General features: G+C 50.6%; 23 protein-coding genes. 9 read left to right on the top strand and 14 right to left on the bottom strand.

All coding sequences use genetic code 11. From position 1 onward, the window contains the following. Positions 1-113: 113 nt before the first annotated feature. A complete protein-coding gene (locus JK198_RS05685) occupies positions 114-563 on the top strand; it encodes a DUF2946 family protein (protein ID WP_212707461.1) in 450 nt (149 codons plus the stop codon). 155 nt (positions 564-718) lie between these two features. Next, entirely contained in the window at positions 719-1093 is a 375-nt protein-coding gene (gene copC / locus JK198_RS05690) for a copper homeostasis periplasmic binding protein CopC (RefSeq protein WP_212707462.1), read from the top strand. Positions 1094-1244: 151 nt separating this feature from the next. Here copC and JK198_RS05695 read toward each other — a convergent pair whose 3' ends face one another. Continuing rightward, positions 1245-1925 carry a hypothetical protein gene (locus JK198_RS05695; protein WP_212707463.1) on the bottom strand — a complete coding sequence of 227 codons (681 nt, stop codon included), beginning with the start codon at positions 1923-1925 and terminating at the stop codon, positions 1245-1247. Positions 1926-2346: 421 nt separating this feature from the next. Between JK198_RS05695 and JK198_RS05700 the strand changes: the two genes are divergently transcribed. After that, a complete protein-coding gene (locus tag JK198_RS05700; RefSeq protein ID WP_212710266.1) occupies positions 2347-3816 on the top strand; it encodes an oligopeptide:H+ symporter in 1470 nt (489 codons plus the stop codon). Positions 3817-3870: 54 nt separating this feature from the next. Here the strand turns inward: JK198_RS05700 and JK198_RS05705 are convergent, their stop codons facing one another. The 3 genes from JK198_RS05705 to JK198_RS05715 form a co-directional block, all read right to left on the bottom strand. Then, complete coding sequence (locus tag JK198_RS05705; protein ID WP_212707465.1) at positions 3871-5082, bottom strand: MFS transporter; 1212 nt, start codon at positions 5080-5082, stop codon at positions 3871-3873. A gap of 116 nt (positions 5083-5198) precedes the next feature. Next, the gene (locus JK198_RS05710) at positions 5199-6095 is read right to left on the bottom strand and encodes a LysR family transcriptional regulator (protein WP_212707466.1); all 897 of its coding nucleotides are present in this window, start codon (positions 6093-6095) and stop codon (positions 5199-5201) included. A 13-nt stretch (positions 6096-6108) separates the two neighbouring features. After that, on the bottom strand, positions 6109-6603 hold the full coding sequence (locus tag JK198_RS05715) for an OsmC family protein (protein WP_212707467.1): 495 nt from the start codon (positions 6601-6603) through the stop codon (positions 6109-6111). A gap of 490 nt (positions 6604-7093) precedes the next feature. On the opposite strand from JK198_RS05715, the gene JK198_RS05720 reads away from it, so the two are divergent. Together JK198_RS05720 and JK198_RS05725 are read left to right on the top strand one after the other, a co-directional pair. After that, positions 7094-7966: a nucleoside-specific channel-forming protein Tsx gene (locus JK198_RS05720; protein WP_212710267.1), complete on the top strand. Its 873-nt coding sequence runs from the start codon at positions 7094-7096 to the stop codon at positions 7964-7966. A gap of 237 nt (positions 7967-8203) precedes the next feature. Continuing rightward, positions 8204-9619, top strand: a complete 1416-nt coding sequence (locus JK198_RS05725; RefSeq protein ID WP_212710268.1) for an MFS transporter — start codon at positions 8204-8206, stop codon at positions 9617-9619. Positions 9620-9676: 57 nt separating this feature from the next. Here JK198_RS05725 and JK198_RS05730 read toward each other — a convergent pair whose 3' ends face one another. The 3 genes from JK198_RS05730 to JK198_RS05740 are packed head-to-tail and all read right to left on the bottom strand — an operon-like array spanning position 9677 to position 13536. Beyond that, a complete protein-coding gene (locus JK198_RS05730; RefSeq protein ID WP_212710269.1) occupies positions 9677-10999 on the bottom strand; it encodes a cytochrome c in 1323 nt (440 codons plus the stop codon). Between the two features lie 12 nt (positions 11000-11011). Further along, complete coding sequence (locus JK198_RS05735; protein WP_212707470.1) at positions 11012-12796, bottom strand: GMC family oxidoreductase; 1785 nt, start codon at positions 12794-12796, stop codon at positions 11012-11014. 2 nt (positions 12797-12798) lie between these two features. Further along, entirely contained in the window at positions 12799-13536 is a 738-nt protein-coding gene (locus JK198_RS05740) for a gluconate 2-dehydrogenase subunit 3 family protein (protein ID WP_212707471.1), read from the bottom strand. 301 nt (positions 13537-13837) lie between these two features. Between JK198_RS05740 and sbmA the strand changes: the two genes are divergently transcribed. Both sbmA and JK198_RS05750 read left to right on the top strand, forming a co-directional pair. Continuing rightward, a complete protein-coding gene (gene sbmA, locus JK198_RS05745; RefSeq protein WP_212707472.1) occupies positions 13838-15073 on the top strand; it encodes a peptide antibiotic transporter SbmA in 1236 nt (411 codons plus the stop codon). Positions 15074-15288: 215 nt separating this feature from the next. Next, positions 15289-16206 (top strand): ParB/Srx family N-terminal domain-containing protein, encoded by a 918-nt coding sequence (locus JK198_RS05750; RefSeq protein WP_212707473.1) that lies wholly within the window; start codon positions 15289-15291, stop codon positions 16204-16206. Between the two features lie 88 nt (positions 16207-16294). Here JK198_RS05750 and JK198_RS05755 read toward each other — a convergent pair whose 3' ends face one another. From JK198_RS05755 to gltP, 3 genes are all read right to left on the bottom strand, one after another. Next, a complete protein-coding gene (locus JK198_RS05755; protein ID WP_212710270.1) occupies positions 16295-17338 on the bottom strand; it encodes a YncE family protein in 1044 nt (347 codons plus the stop codon). Positions 17339-17562: 224 nt separating this feature from the next. Continuing rightward, the gene (murQ, locus tag JK198_RS05760; RefSeq protein WP_212710271.1) at positions 17563-18480 is read right to left on the bottom strand and encodes an N-acetylmuramic acid 6-phosphate etherase; all 918 of its coding nucleotides are present in this window, start codon (positions 18478-18480) and stop codon (positions 17563-17565) included. Between the two features lie 135 nt (positions 18481-18615). Further along, positions 18616-19923, bottom strand: coding sequence for a glutamate/aspartate:proton symporter GltP (gene gltP / locus JK198_RS05765; RefSeq protein ID WP_212707476.1), 1308 nt, complete (start codon positions 19921-19923; stop codon positions 18616-18618). A 515-nt stretch (positions 19924-20438) separates the two neighbouring features. On the opposite strand from gltP, the gene acs reads away from it, so the two are divergent. Continuing rightward, positions 20439-22394 carry an acetate--CoA ligase gene (gene acs, locus JK198_RS05770; protein WP_212710272.1) on the top strand — a complete coding sequence of 652 codons (1956 nt, stop codon included), beginning with the start codon at positions 20439-20441 and terminating at the stop codon, positions 22392-22394. Positions 22395-22451: 57 nt separating this feature from the next. Here acs and JK198_RS05775 read toward each other — a convergent pair whose 3' ends face one another. From JK198_RS05775 to JK198_RS05785, 3 genes are all read right to left on the bottom strand, one after another. Then, positions 22452-22994 (bottom strand): YfaZ family outer membrane protein, encoded by a 543-nt coding sequence (locus JK198_RS05775; RefSeq protein WP_212707478.1) that lies wholly within the window; start codon positions 22992-22994, stop codon positions 22452-22454. A gap of 127 nt (positions 22995-23121) precedes the next feature. Next, positions 23122-23820, bottom strand: a complete 699-nt coding sequence (locus JK198_RS05780; RefSeq protein ID WP_212707479.1) for an LrgB family protein — start codon at positions 23818-23820, stop codon at positions 23122-23124. Beyond that, positions 23813-24241, bottom strand: a complete 429-nt coding sequence (locus JK198_RS05785; RefSeq protein WP_212707480.1) for a CidA/LrgA family protein — start codon at positions 24239-24241, stop codon at positions 23813-23815. The genes JK198_RS05780 and JK198_RS05785 overlap by 8 nt, the downstream gene beginning before the upstream one ends. 102 nt (positions 24242-24343) lie before the next feature. Between JK198_RS05785 and JK198_RS05790 the strand changes: the two genes are divergently transcribed. Continuing rightward, the gene (locus JK198_RS05790; protein WP_212707481.1) at positions 24344-25246 is read left to right on the top strand and encodes a LysR family transcriptional regulator; all 903 of its coding nucleotides are present in this window, start codon (positions 24344-24346) and stop codon (positions 25244-25246) included. A 37-nt stretch (positions 25247-25283) separates the two neighbouring features. On the opposite strand, the gene JK198_RS05795 is transcribed toward JK198_RS05790, so the two are convergent. Beyond that, positions 25284-26933, bottom strand: a complete 1650-nt coding sequence (locus tag JK198_RS05795) for a Na+/H+ antiporter (RefSeq protein ID WP_212710273.1) — start codon at positions 26931-26933, stop codon at positions 25284-25286. Positions 26934-26986 lie beyond the last annotated feature (53 nt).

Here is a 26986-nt window from a genome sequence, read left to right on the forward strand (position 1 = left end):
ACGCAAAGTAAATGCAAAATAAAGATAATAAAAACCATCATTATCATTAACAAACAAGCTGAAAAAATATTACACTGCGGGCATAACTTACCGGTGTCTTATGGAATTGCTATTTGTCATTTCTGATACGGCTGTCACACACTAAGCTTCCTGCTGTTGTTGCTATTCTGGCAATGCTGATGCTGTTTATTGCTCCGGATATCTCCCGTAACCTGCATTCGCCCTTGTCTGATACTCAGACGGCCCGGCAGTCTGTTGCTACTGCAAACAGTATGTCCGCAGAGATGACAGTAACTGCTCTGTCAGCGGCCGAAAAGACTGCGGCAATTCACCCTGTACCGGCCGCGCCGCCCATGACAATGCCGGGTGAGGATGTCTGCGGTTACTGTGTGCTGCTGCACATGCCAATACTACTGATAATGATGATTATTCTGTGCAATCTCAGTCTGAGATTATGCAGGGAAAAGCCATGTATACAGCGTTTGATTCTGCCAGCCGCGCAGTTCGCCGGAGATCAGCAACCACGGGCTCCCCCGGCCAGTGAATATTGGCAGATCTGCTGAGATTTTTTGGCGATGCAGATTATCAGTATCAGCCGGTGTTATCAGGACCCGCTGCTCAGATATGCGGGAACGCCTTTTTAATCATCACCGGTATAAATAACCTTAATCAGGGCCGGTATATCGTCTTTAGCGGCCCCGGCGTTACAGGAATAATCATGTCTTTTATTTCTAAATCTGTGATATTCGCGATGGTATTACCGGGCAGCTTACTGCTCAGCCAGCAGGCACTGGCACACGCGCACCTGACTCTGGCTTCACCGGCCAGCCAGAGCGAAATATCAGTACCTCCGCAGCAGCTAACCCTGCATTTTTCAGAAGATCTGGAACCCGCATTCACCGGTGCCAGCCTGTCCGACGAAAACGGCAGCAAGGTCACTACCGGGAAGGGAACCGTAAAAGCATCAGCGAAAAATGTTCTGGTTGTACCGGTCACTCACCCGTTAAGTCACGGCGCATACCAGGTCAACTGGCATGCGTTATCGGTTGACGGTCATAAAACAACCGGCAGTTACCGTTTCCGCGTGAAATAATGCATCACCTGACCGGGACATACTCCCCGGTCAGGTCTCCGCTATTCTGAACCGTAACGGGCGGCAACAGAGATGCGGAGACAAGATTTCCGGCAGCAAAAACAACCCGTCAGTGACAGGAAAATAACCGTTTTTCTATAAGAGAAATAAATTATCGTTTACGCTTAAAATTCACCTCAAATGCATAAGCTATTTTTTGCAGATTTCGCTGATTAATTAATGACAGATGCGTGAATCTGACCGACATACGTTGCTGATACCCCGGATGGCCGGCTAATTCTTCTTCCAGCGGATTAATCGCAATAATTTCGATGCTGGTATTAAAGTCACCATATTCGCCGAGCGATAACCGGGCTTTTTTAAATACTGCACCGACAGTGACCGTTTCAGGTAATATCTTCGGAATATAAACCCCCACTCCGCCGGCAGAAAAATCATAAATAAAAAAAGGCTGTGGTACGATCAGGCCAGAGGCGGGTAAAGTCAGGGTGAAATGTTTCCATAATGGCAGTGGTACCCGCAAATTAACTCTGCGCTGGTAGTAGTAAAAATTATCAGGGATAGTCCCGGTAATTAATCCGTCTGCAGCCATGTCCGGTGAAGTTTCAGGGTGAATAGTAAATATTATTTTTGCTTCACTGCCTTCGGCAATCAAATCGAGCTGACCGGGAAGGGACACCGTTTCCTGCAAAGCTTGCAGAAAAATACGCCCCGTTTCAAGGCGCACGACTTCAAAACCGATCCCCTGCCCGCTGCTAAGCTGCAGGTGTTCTTTTTCCCTGAATAAAGTTCTGAGAATAGCCATCAGCTCAAAACGATCATTTTTAATCATCCGGTAATCCGCATCAGAACACACCATAGCTGCTAATTTTCCCTGCATAATAAGGCGATAAGGATAACATAACCGCCTTTACATTCGCTGCGGTAAGCATACTCAGGGCAACAGCGGGTTATGCCGTGACATGATCATCCGCGATCAGCGGGTCCGGTAACGGCCCCTGTCTCCCCGTTACCGGCCGGAACATCCGGCGATAAGCACCGGTTTTTTATGCTGTCGTTAACTTATAAGATCATATTATTTTTAATAAAATGCGTCATGAACCATATAAAATGCATAAAAAATCAAAGTAAACAGTTGAGAGTTTTACGGAAAACTGGCATTTTTTTACAAACCTTACAAAGGGTCTGCCGGATTTTCCCCGTGAAAGCCCGTAACAACATATCACAACATCATCTATAACAAGGGGAAAGCGTTGAACGCTTCAGTTAAAACTCTCTCAGAAAAAAGCGCCGGTTCCGGTGTGCTTTTTTTCATTCAAATGTTTTCGACCCTCGGCTTTGCCGTGCTGTACTCCACTCTGGTCCTGTACGCCACCAAAAAGCTCGGATTCAGTGAAGATTCAGCTAACGCCATTATGGGCGTTTTCGGCGCATTTAACTATGGCCTGCACCTGTTTGGCGGCTATCTTGGCGGACGTTACCTGAGTAACCGTAACCTGTTTGTGCTGGGGATGGTGCTGCAGATTATCGGCTGTTACCTGATAGCGACCGCCGGAGTCAGCGGACTATACTGGGGACTGGCGATGTTCCTGACCGGCAGTGGCCTGAACGTGACCTGCCTGAATATGATGCTGACACAACGTTTCGCACCAAATGACCATCGCCGTGAAAGTGCCTTCCTGTGGAACTATGCAGGGATGAACCTCGGCTTTTTCCTCGGATTTACTGTCGCAGGATATTACCAGTTAGATGCTGACTACCGGACACTGTTCCTGTTTGCCACTTTAGGTAATATTCTTGCCATCCTGCTGACGCTGATCTATTGGAAACAGTTAAAAGATAAAGATACGCCATTAACTACTGTCAGCCCGGCGGTATTCCGTAAGCGGTTACTCACCGGTATAGCTATCCTGATCATCTTATTGCCGGTGATCCGTATAATGCTGGGCCATGCCGGTATCAGCAGCTATTTTGTTATTGCGGTCGGGATTCTGGTATTTATCCTGCTGTGTCTGATGGCTGCGAAACATCCGGTGGCTGCTGAGCGTTCACGGATGGGGGCTTACCTGATCCTAATGCTGGGTTCACTGGTATTCTGGTCTCTGTACCAGCTGGCACCTATGGGCCTGATGCTGTTTTCAGAAAATAATATCAATCTGAATGTCTACGGCTGGCAGGTTGCTCCCCAGTGGATTCAGGATATTAATACCATTGTTATTGTTATCGGTGGCCCGCTAATGGCGGCCTTCTTTAACCGGTTACGCGCCAAAGGCTTCCGTATTGATATCCCCTTACAGTTTGCTTCTTCCTTAGTATTTATCGGACTGGGGATGCTGGTCTTACCTGTGGGTATCGACCTGGCGGGTAACGATGGGTTAATGGCCTTTAAATGGATTGTAATCAGCTACATTCTGCAGAGTATCGGTGAGTTACTGATTTCGCCGATTGGTTACGCCATGATCGGAAAACTGGCACCTAAACAACATCAGGGCCTGATGATGGGAAGCTGGATGATGGTGACCGGCGTTGCTTCGGTACTGGCCGGATACTTCTCCGGTATGATGCCACAGAACAGCGGCTCGACCCCGGTCGCAACCAATCCCGGATACAGCCATATCTTTAATATGCTGGGCTGGGGCTCGGTGATTGCCGCCGCCATCATCGCACTGCTTATTCCGTTACTTCGTCGTCTGATCACTCCTCTGGTCAGCGCAAAACAGTAATCTGCTACCCGCCTGGCACCTGTAATTGTGCCGGGCGGGTATACTTTCCCCTGTTCAGTCCGTGCTTTTCTGAAGCCAGATCAGATTCAGTAACCCCGCCGCCAGCATAACGACTGCCGTTGCAGGAAACACGGCCGCAGTCCCCCATTGTCCGGCGACCAGACCGCCAAATAACGGTCCGCTGACCTGACCGACATATTGTGCTGAAGTGGAATATCCCAGCAAACGCCCTGTATTACTGGCCTCGCTGTGATGGCGGATAATGGCCGTAATACAGGGCAGCATGCCTCCCAGCGCCAGCCCCATACCAAACCGTAATACCACCAGTTGCCAGACCTGGTTCACAAATGCCTGCGGAATCAGTAATATTCCGCATATCAGTAACCCTGTCGATAAGACCCGCCAGTGCCCTATTCTGTCAGCCAGTGCCCCGATACGCGGAGCCGCCAGAATACTGCCGGCGGCGGTGGCCGCCATCACGATTCCGGCCAGCAAAGTGGCCTGTGTCAGTGTCGCCGTTAACGTCGCAATATATAACGTAATAATTGGTTCCACAGACATACTGGCAAAGACCAGTAACATTCCCGTGACCCACATCATTTTTACCGGAAAAGCAATCGCCGCTGTGGTTTCCCGCGTCCCTGACCTGACCTGTTTAACCGGCCGTGGATGTTCTTTAAGTAATAATAATGTCGCCAGAAACGTGAGAAAAATAATTGCTCCGGTCAGCAGGAACGTCTGCCGGATGCCGATCAGCCCGGGCAGGATCCCGCCCACCAGCGGCCCTGCAATATTACCCGCCATAATGCCGGAGGAGAGGATCCCCACCGCCCAGCCGGTTTTCTGTTTCGGGGTTTGAGAAGCCACCACAATCATCGACCCGGAAGCATAACCCCCGAGTAATCCGGCCAGTAACCTCAGGGCTACCAGCTGCCAGGGCGCTGTAGCCATTCCCATCAGCGACATGGCAATCGCCATCCCTGCACTGGCACGGATCAGCATCAGCTTACGGCCGTATTTATCAGCCAGCCGTCCCCATAACGGAGCCGTTAACGCTGCTGTCAGAAAAGTTGCTCCATAGGCGACAGCCGACCAGTGCGCGATGCTGTCATTGCTGTCCACTCCCAGAGAACGGAGGTACAGCGGCAGGAATGGTAGGAGTAAGGTCATGGCAACCAGGGTAGTGAATGACCCGAAGGTGCATACCCAGAGATTACGCCGCCAATAAATATCTGGTTCCGCCGTACTGCCAGAAGAGCCTGTCATCGAAAGTAACCTGTGTATTGTTAAGGAATTACCTACAATAACCTTCAATGTCTGTCAGAAATATCTCCGGCCGGATATTTACCGGCAGCCCGTCGATTATTACCACAGCGTAATAATCATTGATGACTCAGTTTCTCTGCCAGCATATCGCAGAGCAGACTGACCGCTGATAAGCTTTCTGCCGGCTGTTTAAGTAATAAGTAACTGTGGTAGCTGGGTAACTGCCAGCCGGGTAATACCGGCTGCAAACTACCGTCCGCCAGCGCCTGATGCACCATATACGACGGCAGGCAGGCAATTCCTGCCCCGGCGCAGGCCGCCGTGAGCAAAGCCATACTGTTATTGGCACGCAACCGGCTGACCGCATTAATTTCAACCCGTTTTTTATCTTTGCGAAAACAGAGCGCGGCCTGATGTGCCTGGCCATGGAACGTCAGTAACTGATGACGGTTAATGTCCCGTGGCCGGATAACCGGTGCATGTCCGGTCAGATACTGCGGGGCCGCATACAGGCCCCAGTGAATGGCAGATAAAGGTCTGACCCGCGAATAGTCCGGCGGACGCTGACGGACAACAATCGCCACATCAATATCATCCTGCGCCATGTCAGGTTCGCGATCACTCAGGTCCAGATCGATCCTGACATGAATATGCTGCTGCATAAAGGTCTGGAGCAGCGGCACAATACACTGACATCCATAAGTGACCGGTGTCATCAGCCTGACCTGTCCCGTGGGCTGACGGTGCATTTGCCGGATAAAATCATCAGCCTGTTCAAGCTGTTCGCTGATGCGCTGGCAGTAACGGTAATATAACCGGCCACACTCAGTGACCGTCACTTTACGGGTAGTACGCTGCAACAGCTTTATCGCCAGCCGTTTTTCCAGTGCAGCAATTTCTCTGCTGACACTGGCCGTCGAAATGCCCAGAATTTTTGCCGCATGACTGAAGCTCTGCTGTTCAGCCACCCTGCAAAAAATGTACATCGCGGTGATATTTTCACCCTGTTGCATCGGGGTTCCTTTGTCAGTCAGCCGGTGCGGAATCAGCCCCGCATCCGGCCAGAAACACCGGTTCGCAGTTCACTGGGAAATTCAGTGAATTAGCTATAAAACAGGCCTCGTGTGCCTTATGGTGTAAGTCAGCAGCCAGTGACTGTTGCTGCAGATTACGCAAGGTAATTTCCGGCCGCAGAGTGATCTGCGTGAAATGCCCGCGGTCCCCTTCCACCATCGTACCTTCCGGGTTGTCCTGATATCCGTCAACTACCACTCCCGCATCCGCGCACAAATGCAGATACCATAATTTGTGGCAGGCAGATACTGAGGCTAACAGGAGTTGTTCCGGATTCCAGCATGATTTGTCACCTCTGAATGCAGGGTCAGCACTCAGGGCTATCGTATCTCTGCCAGCAGCATGCAGTTCTGCAGAACGATCATACGCCTTATAGGAGGCGGTCCCTTCCCCGCGGTTTCCTGTCCAGAGCAGGGTAACCTGGTAGTGGTGCTGTTTTATAGCCATCAGATATCCTCAGGGGGTGATGTCATCCGGAGCGAGGTTCGCCCCCGGATGATTATAAGATTGCATAAGATGAATCATAATATTTATTTATGTTTTGATCATAATAACCGCAGTCTGAAACGTGCGCGGTGAGGTAACCCGCAAGGATTTTCCTGCTGGCTGCAGGGTGCTGTCTATGACATTTTTCTGGCCCGCAACCGGTTACTTTTTACTAACTGCCACAGAGTTTACCTTTCTTAAGCAGTAAAAAGTTCAGTTTATATCGTAAATTAATGTGATCTGTATCACATTAATGATGATTAAAACTGCAACATATTTTGTCAATTGTGAATTACATCGAATTACTCGGGTATGATATCCGGCATGATCCAGCCTGGTGAGGTTTCGATGATATCGAACCTGTTTTTCCGGTTTGATTTCTTTTTCTGTACCTCTGCTGACTGTGATAACAGGGGTACTCTTTAGGCAAATTGCGGGTGTTTAATATAAAATGAAATATAAATTAATGATGGCAGCAACTTTGCTGGCGGGTTCAGCAATCAGTCCTTCTTATGCGGCAGATACATCACCTCAGTACCTGTCGGACTGGTGGCACCAGAGTGTCAATGTCGTGGGCAGTTACCATACCCGGTTCGGACCCCAGCTAAATAACGATTTATATCTGGAGTATGAAGCTTTTGCTCACAAAGACTGGTTCGATTTCTACGGTTATGTAGATGTGCCTAAATTCTTCGGCACCGGTAACGGTAACGACTCAGGGATTTGGGACAAAGGCAAAGGTTCTCCGCTGTTTATGGAAATCGAACCACGCTTTTCTATTGATAAGCTGACCGGTACCAGCCTGGCCTTTGGCCCGTTCAAAGAATGGTACTTTGCTAACAACTATATCTATGACATGGGCCCGAACAATGCTAACCGTCAGAACACCTGGTATATGGGTCTGGGTACAGATATAGATACCGGCACCAAACTGGGATTATCACTGAACGTTTATGCTAAATATCAGTGGGAAAACTACGGCGCGGCAAACCAGAATAGCTGGGACGGCTATCGTTTCAAAATTAAATACTTCCTGCCTCTGACGACATTATGGGGCGGTAACCTGAGTTATATCGGTTTTACAAATATTGACTGGGGTTCAGATCTTGGTGAAAAATCCGGTCCGGTCCGTACCAGTAATTCTATTGCTTCCAGCCATATTCTCGCCCTGAGTTATGACCACTGGCATTATTCACTGGTTGCCCGTTATTTCCATAATGGCGGACAGTGGGCCGACGGTTCAGAACTTAATTTTGGTAAAGGCAACTTCACTACCAAAAACACTGGCTGGGGTTATTACGCGGTCATTGGTTATAATTTCTGATAATTATCCGTTAACTCGTATCGTCCTTTGCTGACGATATCCCCCGGCCGGCACCCCCTGTCCGGCCGGGGAAAGAAACGCTCCAATCGCCCCGCAGAATTAATATTATTTAACCTCGTTTTTTTTGTTTTCTTCGCTTATTCTGCTATTTGTTCACTGCTGTTCACTCCCTCTATTCAATACTAATAATCTGTTCAGCAGCATCGCAAATACAGCTATCCCGAGGTTAATTTCATTATGTCATCCGTCTGTACTGCAGCAGAGACCTGCTCTGCTGTTCAGCAAAATAATAAATACACTATTGCCGCCCGAATTGATGCATTACCTTCCGGTAAAAGCCTGTGGGTTTTTATTTCTTTACTCGCTCTGGGTGGTTTTTTCGAACTCTATGATTTATTCGAAACGGGATATATTAGTTCAGGTTTACTCTCTGAGAAAATATTTCATCCGGGGAATGCCGGTATTTTCGGAATATCTGATCAGGCCGCATTTGCTTCCGTCACTTTCCTTGGCTTATTTATCGGTGCCAGCTTACTGGCGAAATATGCAGATAAATTTGGCCGCCGTATGACCTTCATCTTCGCCCTCGGCTGGTACGGTATTTTCTCGTTAATGATGGCGTTTCAGAATACCGCCGAAGGGATTATTTTATGCCGTCTGCTGGTCGGTATCGGGCTGGGGGTCGAGCTGGTCACTATCGACACCTATCTGGCAGAGTGGATGCCGGCACATTTACGCAGCAGGGCATTTGCCTTTTCTTTTTTTATTCAGTTTCTGTCAGTACCTGTCGTTGCCCTGATGTCCTGGTGGCTGATCCCGAAGAGCTGGTTACATCTGGAAGGCTGGCGCTGGGTCGTAATTGCCGGGGCGGTATGTTCACTGGTGATCTGGCGTATTCGCCGTAACCTGCCCGAATCGGCCCGCTGGCTGGAACAACAGGGACGTTATCAGGAAGCCCACCGGGTACTGAGTGCAATGGAAAAGCGCTGCGGTATCACACCGCCACCGGGGGAAATATTACCCGCGGCAGTTCAGAACTCGCCCCGTGTACAGGGAAGCTTCCGCGAAATATGGGCCCGCCAATGGCGTAAACGAACCCTGATGCTGGTGGTGATGAATTTTTTCCAGGCGATTGGTTTCTTTGGTTTTGGTAACTGGCTGCCGGCACTACTGTCGGGTAAAGGCACCAGCCTGACCCACAGCCTGCTGTATGCTTTTTTTATCACCCTCGCTTATCCGCTCGGTTCACTGATTTGCAGCCGTTATGCCGATAAGTTTGAAAATAAATGGCAGATCGTTATGGCATCGTTAATGACTGTCATCTTCGGTACTCTGTTTGCGCTGGCGGACAGTCCGTTGCTGATGATTATCTGTGGTTTTCTGGTGACATATTCCAATGCCTGGCTGACCTTCAGCTATCATGCTTATCAGACCGAGATATTTCCGACTCATATCCGTGCCAGGGCCGTCGGTTTCTGTTATTCATTCAGCCGCCTGTCGACAGTCTTTAGCAGTATTATGATCGGCGTGATACTGCAATACGCCGGCAGTCAGGGGGTGATTGCCTTTATCGTGTTCAGTATGCTGATGGTAATGTTATCGGTGGGTATTTTTGGCCCCGCCACCCGCGGACGCGACCTGGAAAATATCTGATATATAACAGACCCTCCCCGCGATCTCTGCGGGGAAGGTCTGTCAGTGATCATACGGTTACGGCTGTTTTGATAATCCTTCAACCGTCGCCGCACCTTGTTTGGTACTGATCGTCGCCGATTTCCGCATATCTGCGACCTGATCCGCTGAAACTGTCGACGAGGCAGTGTTACCCCAGCTGTTACGAATAAAGTTCACCACATCAGCCACCTGCTGGTCGTTAAGTCTCCAGCCAAAAGCCGGCATGGTGACCGCAGAAGGTGCGCCATTGACCCCGGGTAAGGTATCCCCTGTCAGCACAATATGGATCAGCGATGCCGGATCCTGCGCTAATACTACCGGATTACCTTTCAGTGCCGGGAAGAAACGGGTGTAACCTGTGCCATCGGTTTTATGACAGGCAGCACAGCTGTCCACATACTGTGCAGCACCGGTCTGATGATCGTCACCTTTCCACAGTGCCTGAGCTGTCTGATCATTCGCTGTAAACCCTGGCTGGCTGGCATCCCGTGGACTGAGAGATTTCAGGTAACTGGCAATGGCATTGATATCATCGGCGCTCAGATATTGCAGACTGTGCTGTACCACATCCGTCATTCCGCCGAAAACAGCCGTATGATCGTTACGGCCGTAACGCAGGAACTGGGCGATATCTGACGTACTCCAGCGTCCCAGACCATCACGATCATCCCCCCGCAGACTGGTGGCCGTCCAGCCATCAATCGGCGCATTGCTGCCGGACAGATAATCGGTGCCCTGACGATTATTCAGGGCTTTTTCCTGCATAGTGATACTGCGCGGTGTGTGGCAGGCACCACAGTGTCCGAGGCCTTCGACCAGATAACGGCCACGGGCCTGTACCGGATCTTCTCCGGCGGCCGCTAGCGCCGGAGCCACCTCAGGGGCAAACATTTTCCGCCACACCGCCAGCGGCCAGCGCATAGAGAGCGGCCACGGAATGCCGGTCGCGTGATTGCTCTGACTTACCGGTGCCACCCCATGCATAAAGTAGGCATACAGGGCATGCATATCGTCATCACTGACCACCGCATACGACGGATATGGCATTGCCGGATAAAGAGTGTCGCCGTTTTTAGCAATCCCGTGGCGCACCGCTTTCTGGAAATCATCGTAGCTGTAGTCACCGATACCGCTGGTCTTGTCCGGGGTAATATTGGTCGAATAAATCGTGCCAATTGGCGTTGCCATTGGCAGGCCACCGGCAAAGGGTTTTCCTCCTTCGCTGGTATGACAGGCCACACAGTCTCCTGCACGGGCCAGATACTCACCACGCTTTACTAAATCCTGCCCGCTGTTATCGGCAGCCACCGCAGAAAAAGCCATTGCACTGAGCAACAGCGTTACTATTCTTTTTTTCATTGTCTGTGCCTCTTATGCCTGTACCAACGGACCCGGGTTTTTCAGGTAAACCTCACGAATGGTTTTTGCTGACCAGTAGGTCAGTGCAGCCACCATCCCGGTCGGGTTATAACCCAGTCCCTGCGGGAAGGCTGAGGCTCCCGGTACAAACACATTTGGCACATCCCAGCTCTGCAGATAGCGGTTAATCGCGCTGGTGTTTGGATCTTCCCCCATAATCGCCCCGCCGTTCATATGGGTGGTCTGATATACGGTGGTATCAAAATGAGTGTCTGCCGTCTTAGCGCCGCCGATAATCATTTTCGGGTTCATTGCTTTGGCAATGTTATGCATTTTCGACACCATAAACTGCGACATTTTGATGTCGTTTTCCTGCCAGTCAAAAGTCATCCGCAGTAACGGCTGACCGTGGGCATCTTTATAGTTAGGATCAAGGTCAAGATAGTTATTGCGATAAGACTGATGCGCACCATGAGCATCCATCGATACATGGTGTGTATAAGTATCAGCCACCGCCGCTTTCCATTCACTGCCCCACGCCGGGGTTCCTGGTGGTGTCGGCAGCCCGGAGATCGGTTTCACACCGGCCTGGTTAACCCAGAGAGGTGAGCCACCGACAAAACCGAGCGGACCATGGTCAAAGTTATCGGCATTAAAATCATCGACCCCGACCCCTGCACCGCCGGCACCGATAAACGGGTTAGTGGTGATATTTTTGTCAAACAGCGCTTTCAGGGTAGAGATATTCTGGTAGGCAAAGTTACGGCCGACAACACCTTCATTAGTTATCGGGTTATAAGGCTTACCAATGCCGGACAGCAGCATCAGATGGACATTGTGAAACTGGAAGGCTGACAGGATCACCAGATCGGCTGGCTGGATCTGCTCGCGACCGCTGGCATCCACATAAGTGACACCGGTCGCCCGTTTTTTATCGTCCGTCAGGTTCACCCGTAGCACATAAGAGTCATTACGCAGCTCGAATTTTGGCTCCTGACGCAGGGCTGGCAGAATATTGACGTTCGGCGAGGCCTTTGAATACATATAGCAGGCATAACCACTGCAATAGCCGCAGAAGTTACAAGGCCCCATCTGTGCACCATAGGTGTTAGTGTAAGGACCGGACGTATTCGCCGAAGGCATATCATAAGGATGATAGCCGACCGATTCCGCCGCCTCAGCAAACAACTGTGCTGAATAGGTCCGTTTCTGGGCCTTTAACGGGAAATCATCAGAACGGTCCGGGGCAAACGGGTTACCGCCTTTCCCTTTACCCACCAGTTTTCCTTTGACTGTCCAGGCGGTACCGGAAGTGCCAAACACTTTTTCTGCCTGATCAAAGAAAGGTTCCAGCTCATCATAACTGACACCAAAATCCTGGATCGTCATCCCCTGTGGAATAAAGTTTTTACCGTAACGTTCTTCATAGTGGCTGCGCAGCCGCAACTCAGCCGGATCAACACGAAAATGAACGCCTGACCAGTGCAGTCCCGCGCCTCCGGTACCGGTTCCAGGAAGGAACGCATTTAACTGGCGATACGGAACAGCCGTCTGCGAAGGATTGTGGCGGACGGTCACGGTGCTTTTAGACAGATCCTGGAACAGCTTTTTACGCACATTATAGGTCAGTTCATCAATAGACTGAGGATATGCGCCATCAGGATACGTATCACGCTGTGGTCCGCGTTCCAGTGCCACCACATGCAGACCGGCTTCGGTCAGCTCTTTGGCCATAATCGCCCCGGCCCAGCCAAAACCGACAATCACTGCATCTGCTTTTTTCATTTCATTGGCCATGATTATGCCCTTTCTCCGCGAATTGATACCGGTGGGAACGGATAATGTTCACCACGTTCTACCCAGTCCATAAAATCAGCTCTGGCACCGGGGAAGCCTATCAGCGTCCAGCCAGCCATTCCCTGGTTGCCACCGTGGATCGGATCACTGAAGAACCCTTCGCGGGTATTTTGTAACAGATAGGAAAAAAACAGCTTACTTGGCAGTTGTGTGAACTGAGCCTGACCGGTTTCAAACGCTTTCAGGGCCGCGATCTGCTGGTCAGCATTCAGGTCAGCGAATACTTTCTGGTACTGTTTTTTACTGTACTCATCTGCTTCTGCCAGACCGAGGCGATAAATTTGTCGCGGCACCAGCGGCAACTGGTATCCCAGTTCTTTCGGGGTATCCGGCGCAAAAGGTCCCTGCATATACCAGTTTGACCCGGTCGCATAAGGCGTATTCATCTGCCGGTCAATATACTCAGGGACACCGGTTTCCAGTGCACCCGGGCCGCGGTCATCGGCGGGAATTAACCGGGCAACCGCCGCAGTAATAAACGCATACTCTTCTGCGGTAAACCAGGATGGCTGATATTCGCGGGCCTGCTGAGGACCATTATCAGGGCGATCGGCAGCCATGGCTGCCGGACTAAATGCAAGTGAACCTATGGCGGTGCTACCAACAGCCATTGCAGGAGCTAAAGTGATCGTTTTTAGTAAAAAATCCCTGCGCGACTGTCCGTTCTTATGTTCTGACATGACATTGCCTCAGTACCGCATATAATGCGGCATGAAATGTTAAATTTTATATTGATGTTTATTTTGTCACCAGCAAAAGTAACAAAACGGTGTTACCGGTAACAATGTGCTTTATTGTATACCTGTTATTAATAAGGTTCAGCAGAAAAAAACATCAAACTCTATTTTTATTAACATTTTCTTGTACTGCGGAAGGTGATAACCCCGTTACACGGGGCTTGTCACTGTCAGAAACATCCTTCAACAGACAGTTAACAGGCTTTAACGCTATAACAGGATGTGACTATTTAATGGAGTTGCTATGTTTAAATGTTTTTTCCCTCGCCCCGGGCTATTCTTCAGCAGCGCGGCTATCTGGAGTCTGGTGGCTATTCTGATCTGGTTTCTTGCCGGCGAAGGCGCATTAGAGGGGATACCTGCCCTGGCAAAAGCGGCCAGCAGCCCGTTACCTGCCACCGTATTCCGCTTTATCCATCTGTCACAGTTGTGGTTTTATTTATACTTCTGGATTGCCACTGCCTTATTCGCTTTGTGCTGGCGGATTATCGATAACCATCCATGGCAACTCTGGTCGGTCTGGGGCTCGGCATTGATCATTTTTTCCACCTGGTTTGGTGTACAGGTCGGGGTCGCGATTAACGCCTGGTATGGTCCGTTTGGGGATTTAATCCAGAAAGCACTGACCAAAGCCGGCTCGGTACCGATCACCGTCTTCTATTCTGAAGTGATCGCTTTCCTTGGCATAGCGCTGGTCGCGGTGGTTATCGGGGTCATGAACTCCTTTTTTGTCAGTCACTGGGTATTCCGCTGGCGTACCGCGATGAATAACTACTATATGGCCAACTGGCAGCAGTTACGCCAGGTGGAAGGGGCGGCCCAGCGTGTGCAGGAAGATACGATGCGGTTTGCCGGCACTCTCGAAAGCTGGGGGGTGAGCTTTATTCAGGCGATTATGACCCTGATTGCTTTTCTGCCGGTATTAGTCAGTTTATCCCACCATGTGAAAGACGTGCCCTTCCTCGGCAATATTCCTTATGCTCTGGTGATTATTGCTTTACTGTGGTCCCTGTTTGGTACCGGCCTGCTGGCCATGGTCGGGATTAAATTACCCGGACTGGAATTTCGTAATCAACGAGTAGAAGCCGCTTACCGTAAAGAGCTGGTATATGGTGAAGATAACGCCGAACGCGCCCTGCCGCCGACGGTACAGGACCTGTTCAGCCGGGTAAGATATAACTACTTCCGCCTGTACTTCCATTATCTGTACTTTAATATCACCCGTATCCTGTATTTACAGGTCGATAATGTGTTTGGTTTGTTTGTATTATTCCCGTCTATCGTTGCCGGTACCATTACCCTGGGGATCATGAACCAGGTCTCTAACGTGTTTGATCAGGTGAGATCATCTTTCCAGTATCTGATTACCTCCTGGTCAACACTGGTTGAACTGATGTCAATTTATAAACGTCTGCGCAGCTTTGAGCAGATCCTGCAGGATAAGCCACACGACGAAATGATGCATGACGCAGCAGAGTAAACCGGCTTACATCGCGTGTCGTCCAAAGTGACACGCGATATCCTGCAGTTTGTGGTTCATTCAGATAACAGAGGTAAAAAAGGTCGCTATTCCGGGAGATAGTCCGGCGCAGTCATGCTGTACTGTGACAAAGCAGGTTGATTCTGATCGGCTGCCGTGACACAGCCATCAATGAGCTTCCGCAGAACCCAATTGTTTTACTATGGAACGTCAATATGAAAAGCACCGGATTATCCTGTCTGCTGGCACTGCTGACCGGCATCGCCTCAATGCACAGTATGGCAGCAGATACCGCGACCATTAAACAGCTTGCGGTCACAGACATTCATCCTACCCAGCCAGCGGTTGGCTATGATGAAATTCGCTATAAAGTCGCCCTTTTCCGGGCCAGCCCTCGCCAGTTATTTGATAGTTTCTGCGAAAACAACGGCGCGGGAAAAGTCAGTCACTTTACCCGTCAGTCGGTGATCACTAACCCCGGCAGTTTCAGTTGCCAGTCGCCGTACGGTACTTATCCCAATGCCATTAAAAGTGCGGTCATCGGGCCTGACCACCAGCTATACCTGACCGATGGTCATCATACGGTCAGTGTATTCCGTGAAATTGCCGGCAATCAGCCATTTAATTTCAGCGTCCGAATCACTAATGACCTGAGTTCACTGCCCGATATGGCAGCATTCTGGCGCTGGATGCAGCAGCATAATCTTAGCTGGTTAAAAGATCCGGCAGGTAATGCCGTTGCCCCGGCAGACCTGCCTGCTCAGGTTGGTATGAAATTTATGGCCAATGATGATTATCGTTCAGTGGTCTATTTCCTGCGTTCGGTGTCCTATAAGAAGCCGGAAAACGCACCGCCGTTCCTTGAATTCTATTTAGGTGACTGGCTGCGTCATAACCAGCCGTTTAACGACGGAGCACTGACCCGTAAGAGTGGTTATGCAGGTTACCTGGCGAAAGCTGCGCAGGCGATGACTCAGGCGGATGGCAGTACTCATACCACCGCAGAACCATCGTCACCGACCCTCGCTCAGTTGGGTAAACTGGATACGGTTAACCAGAAAAAACTGCAAAAACTGAGCGCTGCCGGCGGGAAACTTTCAGTGTTATTTGCTGCCCCGGCCAAAAAAGCCTGACTGAGATATCGGAGGGTTATGCCGTTGTTCAACGGCTGACGCAACAGAGAAAGGCCCGCAATAACGGCGGGCCTTTTATCTGATTCGCTTACAGACGGATACTCATGACTTCATCAGCAGAAGTCGCAGGCTTATCACGTGTCGCCGGTTGTTTAACCGAAACAAACAGGGTATTGCCATCGGCGGACAATGCCAGACTGTTCGGTAATCCGGGCGCTTTTACCGTCTGTTTCACTGAATAATCTTTTGTATCGATAATACTGACAGTTCCCTCTTTACGATGGGTAACATAGAGCTCATCGCGGGCAGGGTTAAACAGTACTGCCAGTGATTCAGGTACCGCGATAGTATGAATAACTTTTCCGGTCGCGGTATCAGCAACCAGCACCCCTGCCTGTTTAAAGTCCGTGATAAACAGCCGGTTCCCTGTTTTATCCAGCGCAATATTCAGTAACGCACTGTCTCCGCTCTCCACCACCCTGACCCGTTTTTCGATACGATTATTGCCAGTGTTAATCATCAACAGCTCACCATCGCTGTTGGTGATATACAGGGTGTGGTTTTTACTGTCCAGTGCCACGCCGGTAGCAATTTTCCCTGTGTTTTTAATCGTATCCAGCAATGTCAGATTTTTTGCATCAACCACCCAGACCACGCTGTCAGCACCGACGCCGGGGATATACAAACGGTCAGTCGCCGCATCAAACACGATTTCACGTACCTGTAACGGTCGCAGAGTCTCAGTGCGTTTACGGCCATCCAGCACCAGATGTTTAAGCTCTGCGCCGCTATTCGCATCGATCAGGGTTACTGCACCTTCACGGCTGTTACCGAGGAATAAACGGTTATTCTGTTGATCCAGGGCGACACCAAACGGTTTATGGGTATTTTTCAGTGTCCGGACACTCTGTAAGCTCTGTGGGTCCAGCCGGTATACCATGCCGCCCTGATCGTCGCGGCCCTGCGCGCTGGCCACAAACAGCGTATTGTCAGGCTGGCTGTAGACCAGTTCATATAACCCTTTATCTACGGGTTTACTCATAACGGATACTTCTGCGGCAAAGCTGTGAGCAGAAAATAACGCGGTAACCAGTACCAATGGACGGAAAAAAGCATGATGATAATTAAACATGTCGATAACGTCTCCAGAGTAATAAGCGGCACATAACCGGGGTATGGCCGGATCAGGCCTGCGTGATCAAAGATAAGGAAATGATTTTCCATTTGATAAGAATAATCATTTACATACTGGATGAATAGTATTTTATGATGACCACGGACCAATAATGCCTGGTTTGTGAGTGACCACTACTTTCTCTGGCTGCTGTTATCGGGCTGACAGCAGCCGGCAGCCGCTCAGAGCTGCGCAGGTAATACGGCTAATAATGCCTGACGGATAAAGCCCTGATGCTCTGCCAGTAATGCACTGGCTTGTGAAGCCTCCAGTCCTGCCAGTAACATAATAATCGCTGTCTTACACTGTCCCTGGCAGGCGTCCAGTGCCTGCTGCGCATCGGCAGCCTGACAGCCCGTTGCCTGCATCACAATATTCACCTGCCGCTGTACCAGTTTATGGTTAGTCGCTTCCACATCGACCATCAGGTTACCGAACACCTTACCACTGCGGATCATTGCCCCGCTGGACAGCATATTCAGTACCATTTTTTGTGCCGTTCCGGCTTTCATCCGCGAAGAGCCGGTAATGACTTCGGGTCCGACCACCGGCGTCAGCGCAATAGTCGCCCTGGCGGCCATTTCGCCATCCGGATTACAACTCAGGGACACCACCGTCGCCCCACATTGCTCCGCGTATTCCATCGCCCCCAGCACATAGGGCGTTCTGCCGCTGGCGGCAATACCCACCAGGATATCCCGCTGAGTAAAGTCGATGGCCTGCAGATCCTGCACACCCTGTGCACGATTATCTTCCGCATTTTCCACCGCCTGCAGGATAGCAGGCTCTCCGCCGGCAATCAGGCCAGCCACCTGACCGCGCGGAGTTCCGAAGGTTGGCGGGCACTCACTTGCATCCAGAATACCCAGCCTGCCAGAGGTACCTGCACCACAATAAATTAACCGGCCGCCACAGGAAAAAGCCGCAGTGATTGCATCCACTGCGCGGGCAATATCCGGCAGGATAGCTTCTACCGCAAGGGCAACTTTTTTATCTTCCTGATTGATTACCGCCAGCATCTGTTCTGTCGTCAGCTGGTCGATAGTTTCACTGGCAGGATTACGGCCTTCCGTAATCAGTTTGTTTAAGTCGGGGGTCATCGGTTACGCATCCTGTGGCAAGTCAGGCTGCATCATAGAACATGCGGCGCAGAGGCGAAAGCAGCGGGTGGCCAATAGGCGGAGAGGCGTGGCGGAAAAAATAACGGGGCCGCTACGGCCCCGTCGATCAACACATCAGTCTTCGAGCAGATGCGCTTTCATTTTTTGCTCATAGGCCAGCGCTTTTTCTGAATCGAACTGTTTTTCCCAGCGGGCAATCACCAGCACGGCTAACGCATTACCTACCACATTCAGTGCAGTACGCGCCATATCCATAATACGGTCGACCCCGGCAATAAACGCCAGTCCTTCAAGAGGAATACCGACACTGCCCAGCGTTGCCAGCAGTACCACAAAGGAGACCCCGGGCACCCCGGCAATCCCTTTTGAAGTGACCATCAGGGTCAGCACCAGGACGATCTCTTCAGTCAGAGACAGGTCGATGCCATACAACTGGGCGATAAAGATGGCAGCAATACTCTGATACAGGGTGGAACCATCAAGGTTAAAGGAATAACCGGTCGGTACCACAAAGCTGGTGATCGAGTTAGGGGCACCATAGGCTTCCATTTTTTCCATAATCCGTGGCAACACGGTTTCAGAGCTGGAGGTGGAATAGGCCAGAATCAGTTCATCTTTCAGGATGCGAATAATCGTCATAATACGCAGACCACAGATCCTGGCCACCGCCCCAAGAATTACCAGCGCAAACAGTAAAATCGCGGCATATACCAGACCGACCAGTTTTGCCAGTGGCACCAGAGAAGCGAAGCCGAAGTTGGCGATGGTCACGGCGATCAGGGCGAAAACCCCCACCGGCGCATAACGCATAATCATATGCGTCACTTTAAACATGGTTTCTGATACCGAGCGGAACAGACCAGTCAGCGGATCACGGTGTTCTGCCGGTAAGGCTGACAATCCCATACCAAACATCACCGAGAAGAAGATGATGGCCAGCATATCGCCGTTAACCAGTGAGGCAAATATATTCTGCGGAATAATGGATAAGATCGTCGATACCAGACTATGAGGGCCACTTTCCACCTGCCGGGTAGTAGCTTCATATTTTGAGATATCCGTCGTGGTCAGGGTCGACATATCAATACCCGAGCCCGGATGGAAAACGTTAGCTAACGTAATTCCAAGGACAATGGCGATAGTGGTAATGACTTCAAAATAAACAATCGTTTTGACGCCAATACGCCCCAGTTTTTTCGCATCACCGACACCGGCAATACCGACGATCAGCGATGATATAACGATCGGTACTACGATCATCTTAATCAGATGAATAAAGATATCACCGGCAGGTTTAAGTACATTAATAATTAACCAGTCCCGGTCATCTGGCTGGTTATGCAGGACAGCACCCACTACCACACCCAGAACCAGAGCAATAAGTATTTGCCAGGCAAGACTAATCTTTATGCCTTTTTTCATTTTTATTTCCTTAGTCGGACTTCCCGCTCTCTTCTCACAGCCAGAGAATTATTTTGGGAAGTGAACAAACACCGGGTTAATACAGTACTAATCTTATAGAAAATTGCTGACAAACCCTGCATAAGAGATAGATAATTAACATTTTTAGACAGGTTATGGCAACCTTATTCCGTAACGAATAAAAAGCACAGTTAACCTGCACCTTGCCTGCCCGCAACAAATTTATGTTATAAGTAACTGTTATAAATAGTGATAACAGGAGACATTCCCCGATATTTTATCGTAACAGCCGGCTCAGTTAATCCTGAGTGAGATTCAGGAAGCAAATAACAAACCAAAAGAAATTTTTATAACTACTGCTTTTAACTATCATTTGGTAAGAAATGAGGTAACCCTCCGATAATACGACTTTTCTCTGTCACGTGATCTGCAACACAAAAACAAAACATCCCTTTCTGTAATCATTTAAATAACATTAAAAATACATAATATTAACATTTTACAGGAGGCCTGATATGAGCCAGATCTATAAACACCCGATCCCCGCGAGCATCGCTGAGCATGCCCTGATCAGTCCGCAACAATACACCACAATGTACCAACATTCTGTGAACAACCCTGATACTTTTTGGGCTGAACAGGGGAAAATTCTGGACTGGATCACTCCTTTTACTAAGGTAAAGAACTCTTCTTTTGCGCCGGGAAATATCCGTATTCGCTGGTATGAGGACGGCACACTGAACCTGGCGGCAAACTGCCTCGATCGCCACCTGGCAACCAGCGCAGATAAAACAGCCATTCTCTGGGAAGGTGATAATCCCGATGAAAGCCGGCATCTGAGCTACCGGGAGTTACATCAGCAAGTCTGCCGCGCCGCGAATATGCTGCGCCAGTTAAATGTTAAAAAAGGCGATGTTGTCGCTATTTATATGCCAATGGTGCCGGAGGCGGCCATTGCCATGCTGGCCTGTGCACGTATCGGGGCGGTACATACGGTCATTTTTGGCGGTTTTTCCCCGGATGCCGTTGCCGGACGGATCATTGATTGCGGTGCGCGGCTGGTGATCACCGCCTATGAAGGAGTACGTGCGGGTCGAACGATCCCCCTGAAAAAAAATGTCGATGATGCACTAAAAAATCCGGCGATCACCACTATCGAAAATGTGGTGGTTTTTCGCCGCACCGGCGGCTTTTCCGGCTGGCAGCAGGGGCGTGATCTGTGGTGGCATGAACTGATGGCTGCCGCCGGTACAGAGCACCTTCCGGTGGCGGTTAATGCCGAAGACCCGCTGTTTATTCTCTATACTTCGGGCTCTACCGGTAAGCCAAAAGGGGTATTGCACACTACCGGCGGATATCTGGTGTATGCCGCCACGACGTTTAAATACGTTTTCGATTATCATCCGCAGGATATTTACTGGTGTACTGCTGATGTGGGCTGGATCACTGGTCACAGCTACCTGTTATATGGCCCGCTGGCCTGCGGTGCCACCACACTGATCTTCGAAGGCGTTCCTGACTGGCCAACGCCGGCCAGAATGTCACAGGTCGTGGATAAACATCAGGTTTCGATTCTCTACACCGCCCCGACGGCAATCCGTGCTCTGATGGCAGAAGGCGAAAAAGCCATCGCCGGTACAGAGCGTACCAGCCTGCGAATTCTGGGGTCAGTCGGCGAACCCATCAATCCTGAAGCCTGGGAATGGTATTACCGGCATATGGGTAACGGCCATTGTCCGGTTGTCGATACCTGGTGGCAGACCGAGACCGGGGGCTTTATGATCACCCCGTTACCGGGTGCCACTGAGCTGAAAGCGGGCTCTGCTGCTCGTCCGTTTTTTGGCGTACAGCCGGCGTTAGTCGATAATCACGGGGTGGTGCAACAGGGAGCCGGTGAAGGGAATCTGGTGATCACTGACTCCTGGCCGGGTCAGGCACGGACCCTGTACGGTGATCACCCGCGGTTTGAACAAACCTATTTCTCTGCCTTTAAAAACTGTTATTTCAGTGGTGACGGTGCGCGGCGTGATGAAGACGGTGATTACTGGATCACCGGCCGTGTGGATGACGTTCTTAACGTTTCAGGACACCGCCTGGGGACCGCAGAAATAGAATCAGCACTGGTTTCTCATCCGAAAATAGCAGAAGCGGCAGTGGTGGGAATTCCTCACAGTATCAAGGGACAGGCAATTTATGCCTATGTCACCCTGAATGCAGGCGAAGAACCGACGGCAGAGCTATATCACGACGTCCGCCAGTGGGTACGTAAGGAAATCGGACCTATCGCGACACCGGATATCCTGCACTGGGCAGAAATGCTGCCAAAAACCCGCTCGGGGAAAATTATGCGTCGTATTCTGCGTAAGATTGCGACCGGAGAAACCACCGGACTGGGGGATACTTCAACCCTGGCTGACCCGGGCGTGGTTGAAAAATTACTCGAAGAGCAGCAGACAATAAAAATGCCGTAACCGGCCTGCGTTTATACTGCCAGATAACCCCGCAGACCAGGCTGCGGGGTTGATCACTCAGAAGCTGACAGAAGCGCTGAGGTATGGACCATTATTCAGGACGTTATTTTTATTGCTGTCTTTGTTATTCAGTTCAACATACTGATACCCGGCGCGCAGAGTCAGCAATGAAATCGGAGTAAAGCTGACACCCCCGGCCGCTTCCTCATAGTGGTTGAGGTGTGCCGAGAAGGATTCAGGAGCGTAATAGTATTCACCATACACGCCCCACATGCTGTTCAGTTGATAACTGACACCCGAACCTACAGCAACAGTAAAGCCGTCTTTACCGTTTTCCGGATGCGTAAATAACGCTTTCGCCGCAGGAGAGACATTTAACGGCCCCACCGACAGATTATATCCCAGCGCTGCTCCGGCGACACTGCCGTCATCATTGCTGCGTAACCAGTTACCTTTCAGAAACAGGCCGGGTGATGAAGACCCCAGCCCGACACTCAGGTTAGTACTGTGCTTACCGACATCCACACTGCCTTCAATAGCCTGAGCCATACCGCTGGCCATCACACCCGCCAGCCCTGCTGCAAGGATAATTTTTTTCATTGTAATACTCCCGGATAAATAAAAGACGCGCTACCCGGACATTTGACCAGCATAGAAAAGCAGCGGCAACCTGTTTATCGGTAAACGAAAGTATATTTCATCATATTCTGAAATATAATGTTCACCCTTATGCCACCGCCCACATAATATGACCAATAATCGGCGCAGCCAGAACCGTTACCACCCCGGCCAGCATCATCACCAGACTGGAAACCACACCTTCCTGAGGCCCCAGCTGATAGGCTTTTGCGGTACCGGCACCGTGGGAAGCTGCTCCCAGTCCGGCTCCTTTTGACAACCCCTGTTTAATCGCCAGCCGGAGGAACATAAAATCACCAATCGCCATCCCGAAGACCCCGGTCAGCACCACAAACAGGGCGACCAAATCAGGCTGTCCCCCTTCCTGCCGGGCCGCAGCCAGTGCAAACGGGGTAGTTATCGAGCGGACGGCCAGGCTACGCTGGATCTCTTCAGGCAGAGTAAATAAACGCGCCAGCCAGACGGAACTGCACACCGCCACCAGGGTCGCGGTCACCACACCGGCACTCAGAGACATCCAGTGACGTTTTATAATGTAGACATTCTCATAGACCGGTACGGCAAAGGCGAGGGTTGCCGGGCCCAGCAGCCATAACAACCAGTGGCTCTGGGCGATATAATCGTTCCAGCTGATATGTGTCACCAGTAATAGGGCCACCAGCACCATCGGTGTCATCACCAGTGGCATCAGAATCAGAATACGCCAGCGACGATATAAACGTTTATTCAGGTAATACACCAGAATCGTCACGACAAAACATAACAGACTGATCAGCAAATCATTCATGGCGGGCCTGCTTACGTGCTGCACGCTGTGTTTCATAACGGTAAATATGTTCCACCACAAAAGAGGTGGCAGCTAACACCATCACGGTACTGATAGCGATAACCAGACAAATACGGACACCATCTTCACGTAACAAAGTACCGTAATTGACCACTGCCACCACTGCAGGGACGAAAAACAATAGCATCTCGGCCAGCAGCCAGTTAGAGCCGGCTTTGACCCACTTCAGTGGCAGCACACGACTGACAATTAACAACAGCATAAGTACCATGCCCACAATATTCGCCGGCAGGGGAATATGCAGCCATACCACCAATTGTTCAGAAAATAAAAATAAGCCGATATAAATCAGAACCTGTACAGGCAGCTGTAACAAATGGGGTAATTTTGTCAGCCGCTGCGAACGAAGGGCTGCAAGCATGGTGAATTCCTCGTGGAAAGTGAATGTTGTCAGTATACAACCCGGCCACCAGGTGAATAAAATGAACTAAAATTATCTTAACCATGCCATTTAGGAATAGTTATGGATGTAAAGGCTATTCGGTATTTTACTGAAGTTGTGCGCCAGCAGAGTTTTACCCGCGCGGCAGAGAAACTGTACGTCACTCAGCCGACAATCAGTAAGATGCTGCGCCAGCTGGAAGAGGAACTCGGCTGTACCCTGCTGCTCCGGGAAGGCCGTAAGCTGTACCTGACGGACAGTGGTAAAGCCGTATATCAACGGGGAAACGCTATCCTGCAGGAGTTCCGCCAGCTGGAGGCCGAAATAAGCGACATTAATCAGTTAATGACCGGGGAACTGCGGCTGGGTATACCGCCAATGGTCGGTATGCAGATTGTCGGCTCAATCTCTGCTTTCCATAAACGCTATCCGGGGGTTGAGCTTAAAATTTCCGAATTTGGCGGGCTGGCGGCCCAGCAGGCTGTGTTACAGGGGCGTCTTGATATCGCCATGACCGCATTACCTGCCGAAAGTGAGTTTCCGCTACAGGTATTACCGCTGATGGAACACCGGCTATGTGTACTGGTGCCACGCACTGATGCCTGGCTGCAACGGGAACGGGTTTCTCTGGAGGAAGTGGCGAGGTTTCCGCTGCTGGTCTTCAATGAAGAGTTCTCCCTTAACCGCCAGTTGAATAAATTATTCCAGCGGATGGGACTGACACCGGCTATTGCTATCCGCAGCGGACAATGGGATTTCCTGGCGGCAATGGTTCAGGCCGATATGGGCGTTGCGATTTTGCCCGAACCTATCTGCCAGCGGCTGGATCCGGCGTCACTGCTGTGGCTGCCCCTGGAGTCAGAACTGACCTGGACACTCGGCCTGGTCTGGCGTGACGGTAACTATATTTCCAGCAGTACCCGCGCCTGGATTGACTGCTGCCGCGAGTTCTGGCCGGATAATCCACCGGTGGTTTCTTTATAGTCCATGGCGGGAGCCTGTCTGGCTCCCCCCGGGGCGGTTACTCTTCTTTTTCTATCAGTAAGGCTTCCAGTAAGTCGAGATCGCGTAACAGCTTTTGCATCGACTCATTACTGATTTGCTGAGTCGCACGCATATGATAGACCTCCGCCCGCTCGGCACGCAGTGCCGCCAGACGAAAACGCCGTTCCAGATTCTCGGTAAACATAGCCCGTTCCACATCGTCTTTACCGTCAATCCTGCGGCGTAAATTGCCGGTCACACGGGAGCTGACTTCTTTCAGTACATCAGGGTCAATATTCTCCTCCGGGTCTTTCGACAGGCGCTCTTCCATCTTATACAGGCTATCGATGGCCACTTTAGCCATCACCGCACGGGCAGTACGCAGTTCACGGGCATTTTCACTCTTATCCATTCCCGGGATACCACGCAACAGCACCGGCAGAATAATCACCCCGGCAATCAGGGAGAACATAATCACCCCTGTCGCCAGAAACACTAATTCGTAACGGGCGGGAAAGGCATCACCGTTCGCCAGATACAACGGAATTGAAAGAACACCGGCCAGAGTGACCGCCCCGCGAACCCCAGCAAAGGTGGCAATCAGCATCTCACGGGTCGAGTAATTACTGAACTCCATCGGGTTTTTCTTCAGCACACGCAGGCTGAGCCGCTGCATAATAAACAGCCAGCAGAAACGGACCAGTAATAAGGCGCTATAGACCAGGGCTACATCAGCAAATAAAGTCCAGATACTGACATTGGTATCGGCGTTCGCCTGCTGTATTGAGGTTTCAAGGATACTGGGTAACTGCAGACCCAGCATCAGGAAGACCATGCCGTTAAACACAAATTCCAGCATTTGCCAGACACTGTTTGCTCTTAAACGCATGGCTAACGGTGCCTGACGGATAATCCCCGACCGGGTGATGGTCATCCCTGCCGCCACTGCCGCCAGGATACCGGAGAACCCGAAATGTTCGGCAATAATATAAGACGCAAAAGGCAACAGCATCAGCAACACCGTTTGTGTTGCCGGGTCATCCCCGCTCCAGCGGCTCAGCAAGCGTAACGATTTACCGTACAGCCAGCAGATCAGTACCCCGGCCACCAGCCCGCCGACAGCAACTTTAAGAAATTCGATAGTCGCACCGGACCAGGTAAACACCATCGTCCCCATCGCTACCGCAACGGCAAACTTCAGTGATACCAGGCCGGAAGCATCGTTCATTAAGGCTTCACCCTGAACTATCGACATGATTTTCTTTGGAATACGCCCTTCCCCGACAATACCGGAAAGTGCGACGGCATCGGTTGGAGAGAGTACCGCTGCCAGGGCAAAGGCGGGGATTAAAGGAATACCCGGCACCGTCCAGTAAATCAGATAACCGATACCCACCACCGTTATCAGCACCAGCACCAGTGCCAGACCGATAATTTCCCGGCCATGGTGCAGAAACTCACTGGTCGGTGTTTTCCAGCCATCAGCAAACAGTAACGGCGGGATAAACAGCACCAGGAACAGTTCCGGGTCAAAATCCACATGCAGGCCGATAGACGGCCATGCCAAGATCGCACCGGCAATGATCTGTACTAACGGTAAGGGGATATGAAAAGGGAGTAATCTGCCAGCGACCCCGGACAGCGAAACAACCAGCGTCATAATCAGTATGGTAAAGAAGATTTCCATGCTTTCCTTTAGCCTCTTCCACAGGCGTATAAATATCAATTACAAAATCATAT

The sequence above is a fragment of the Tatumella sp. JGM91 genome, from assembly GCF_018257575.1.
GTDB classification, from domain to species: domain Bacteria; phylum Pseudomonadota; class Gammaproteobacteria; order Enterobacterales; family Enterobacteriaceae; genus Tatumella; species Tatumella punctata.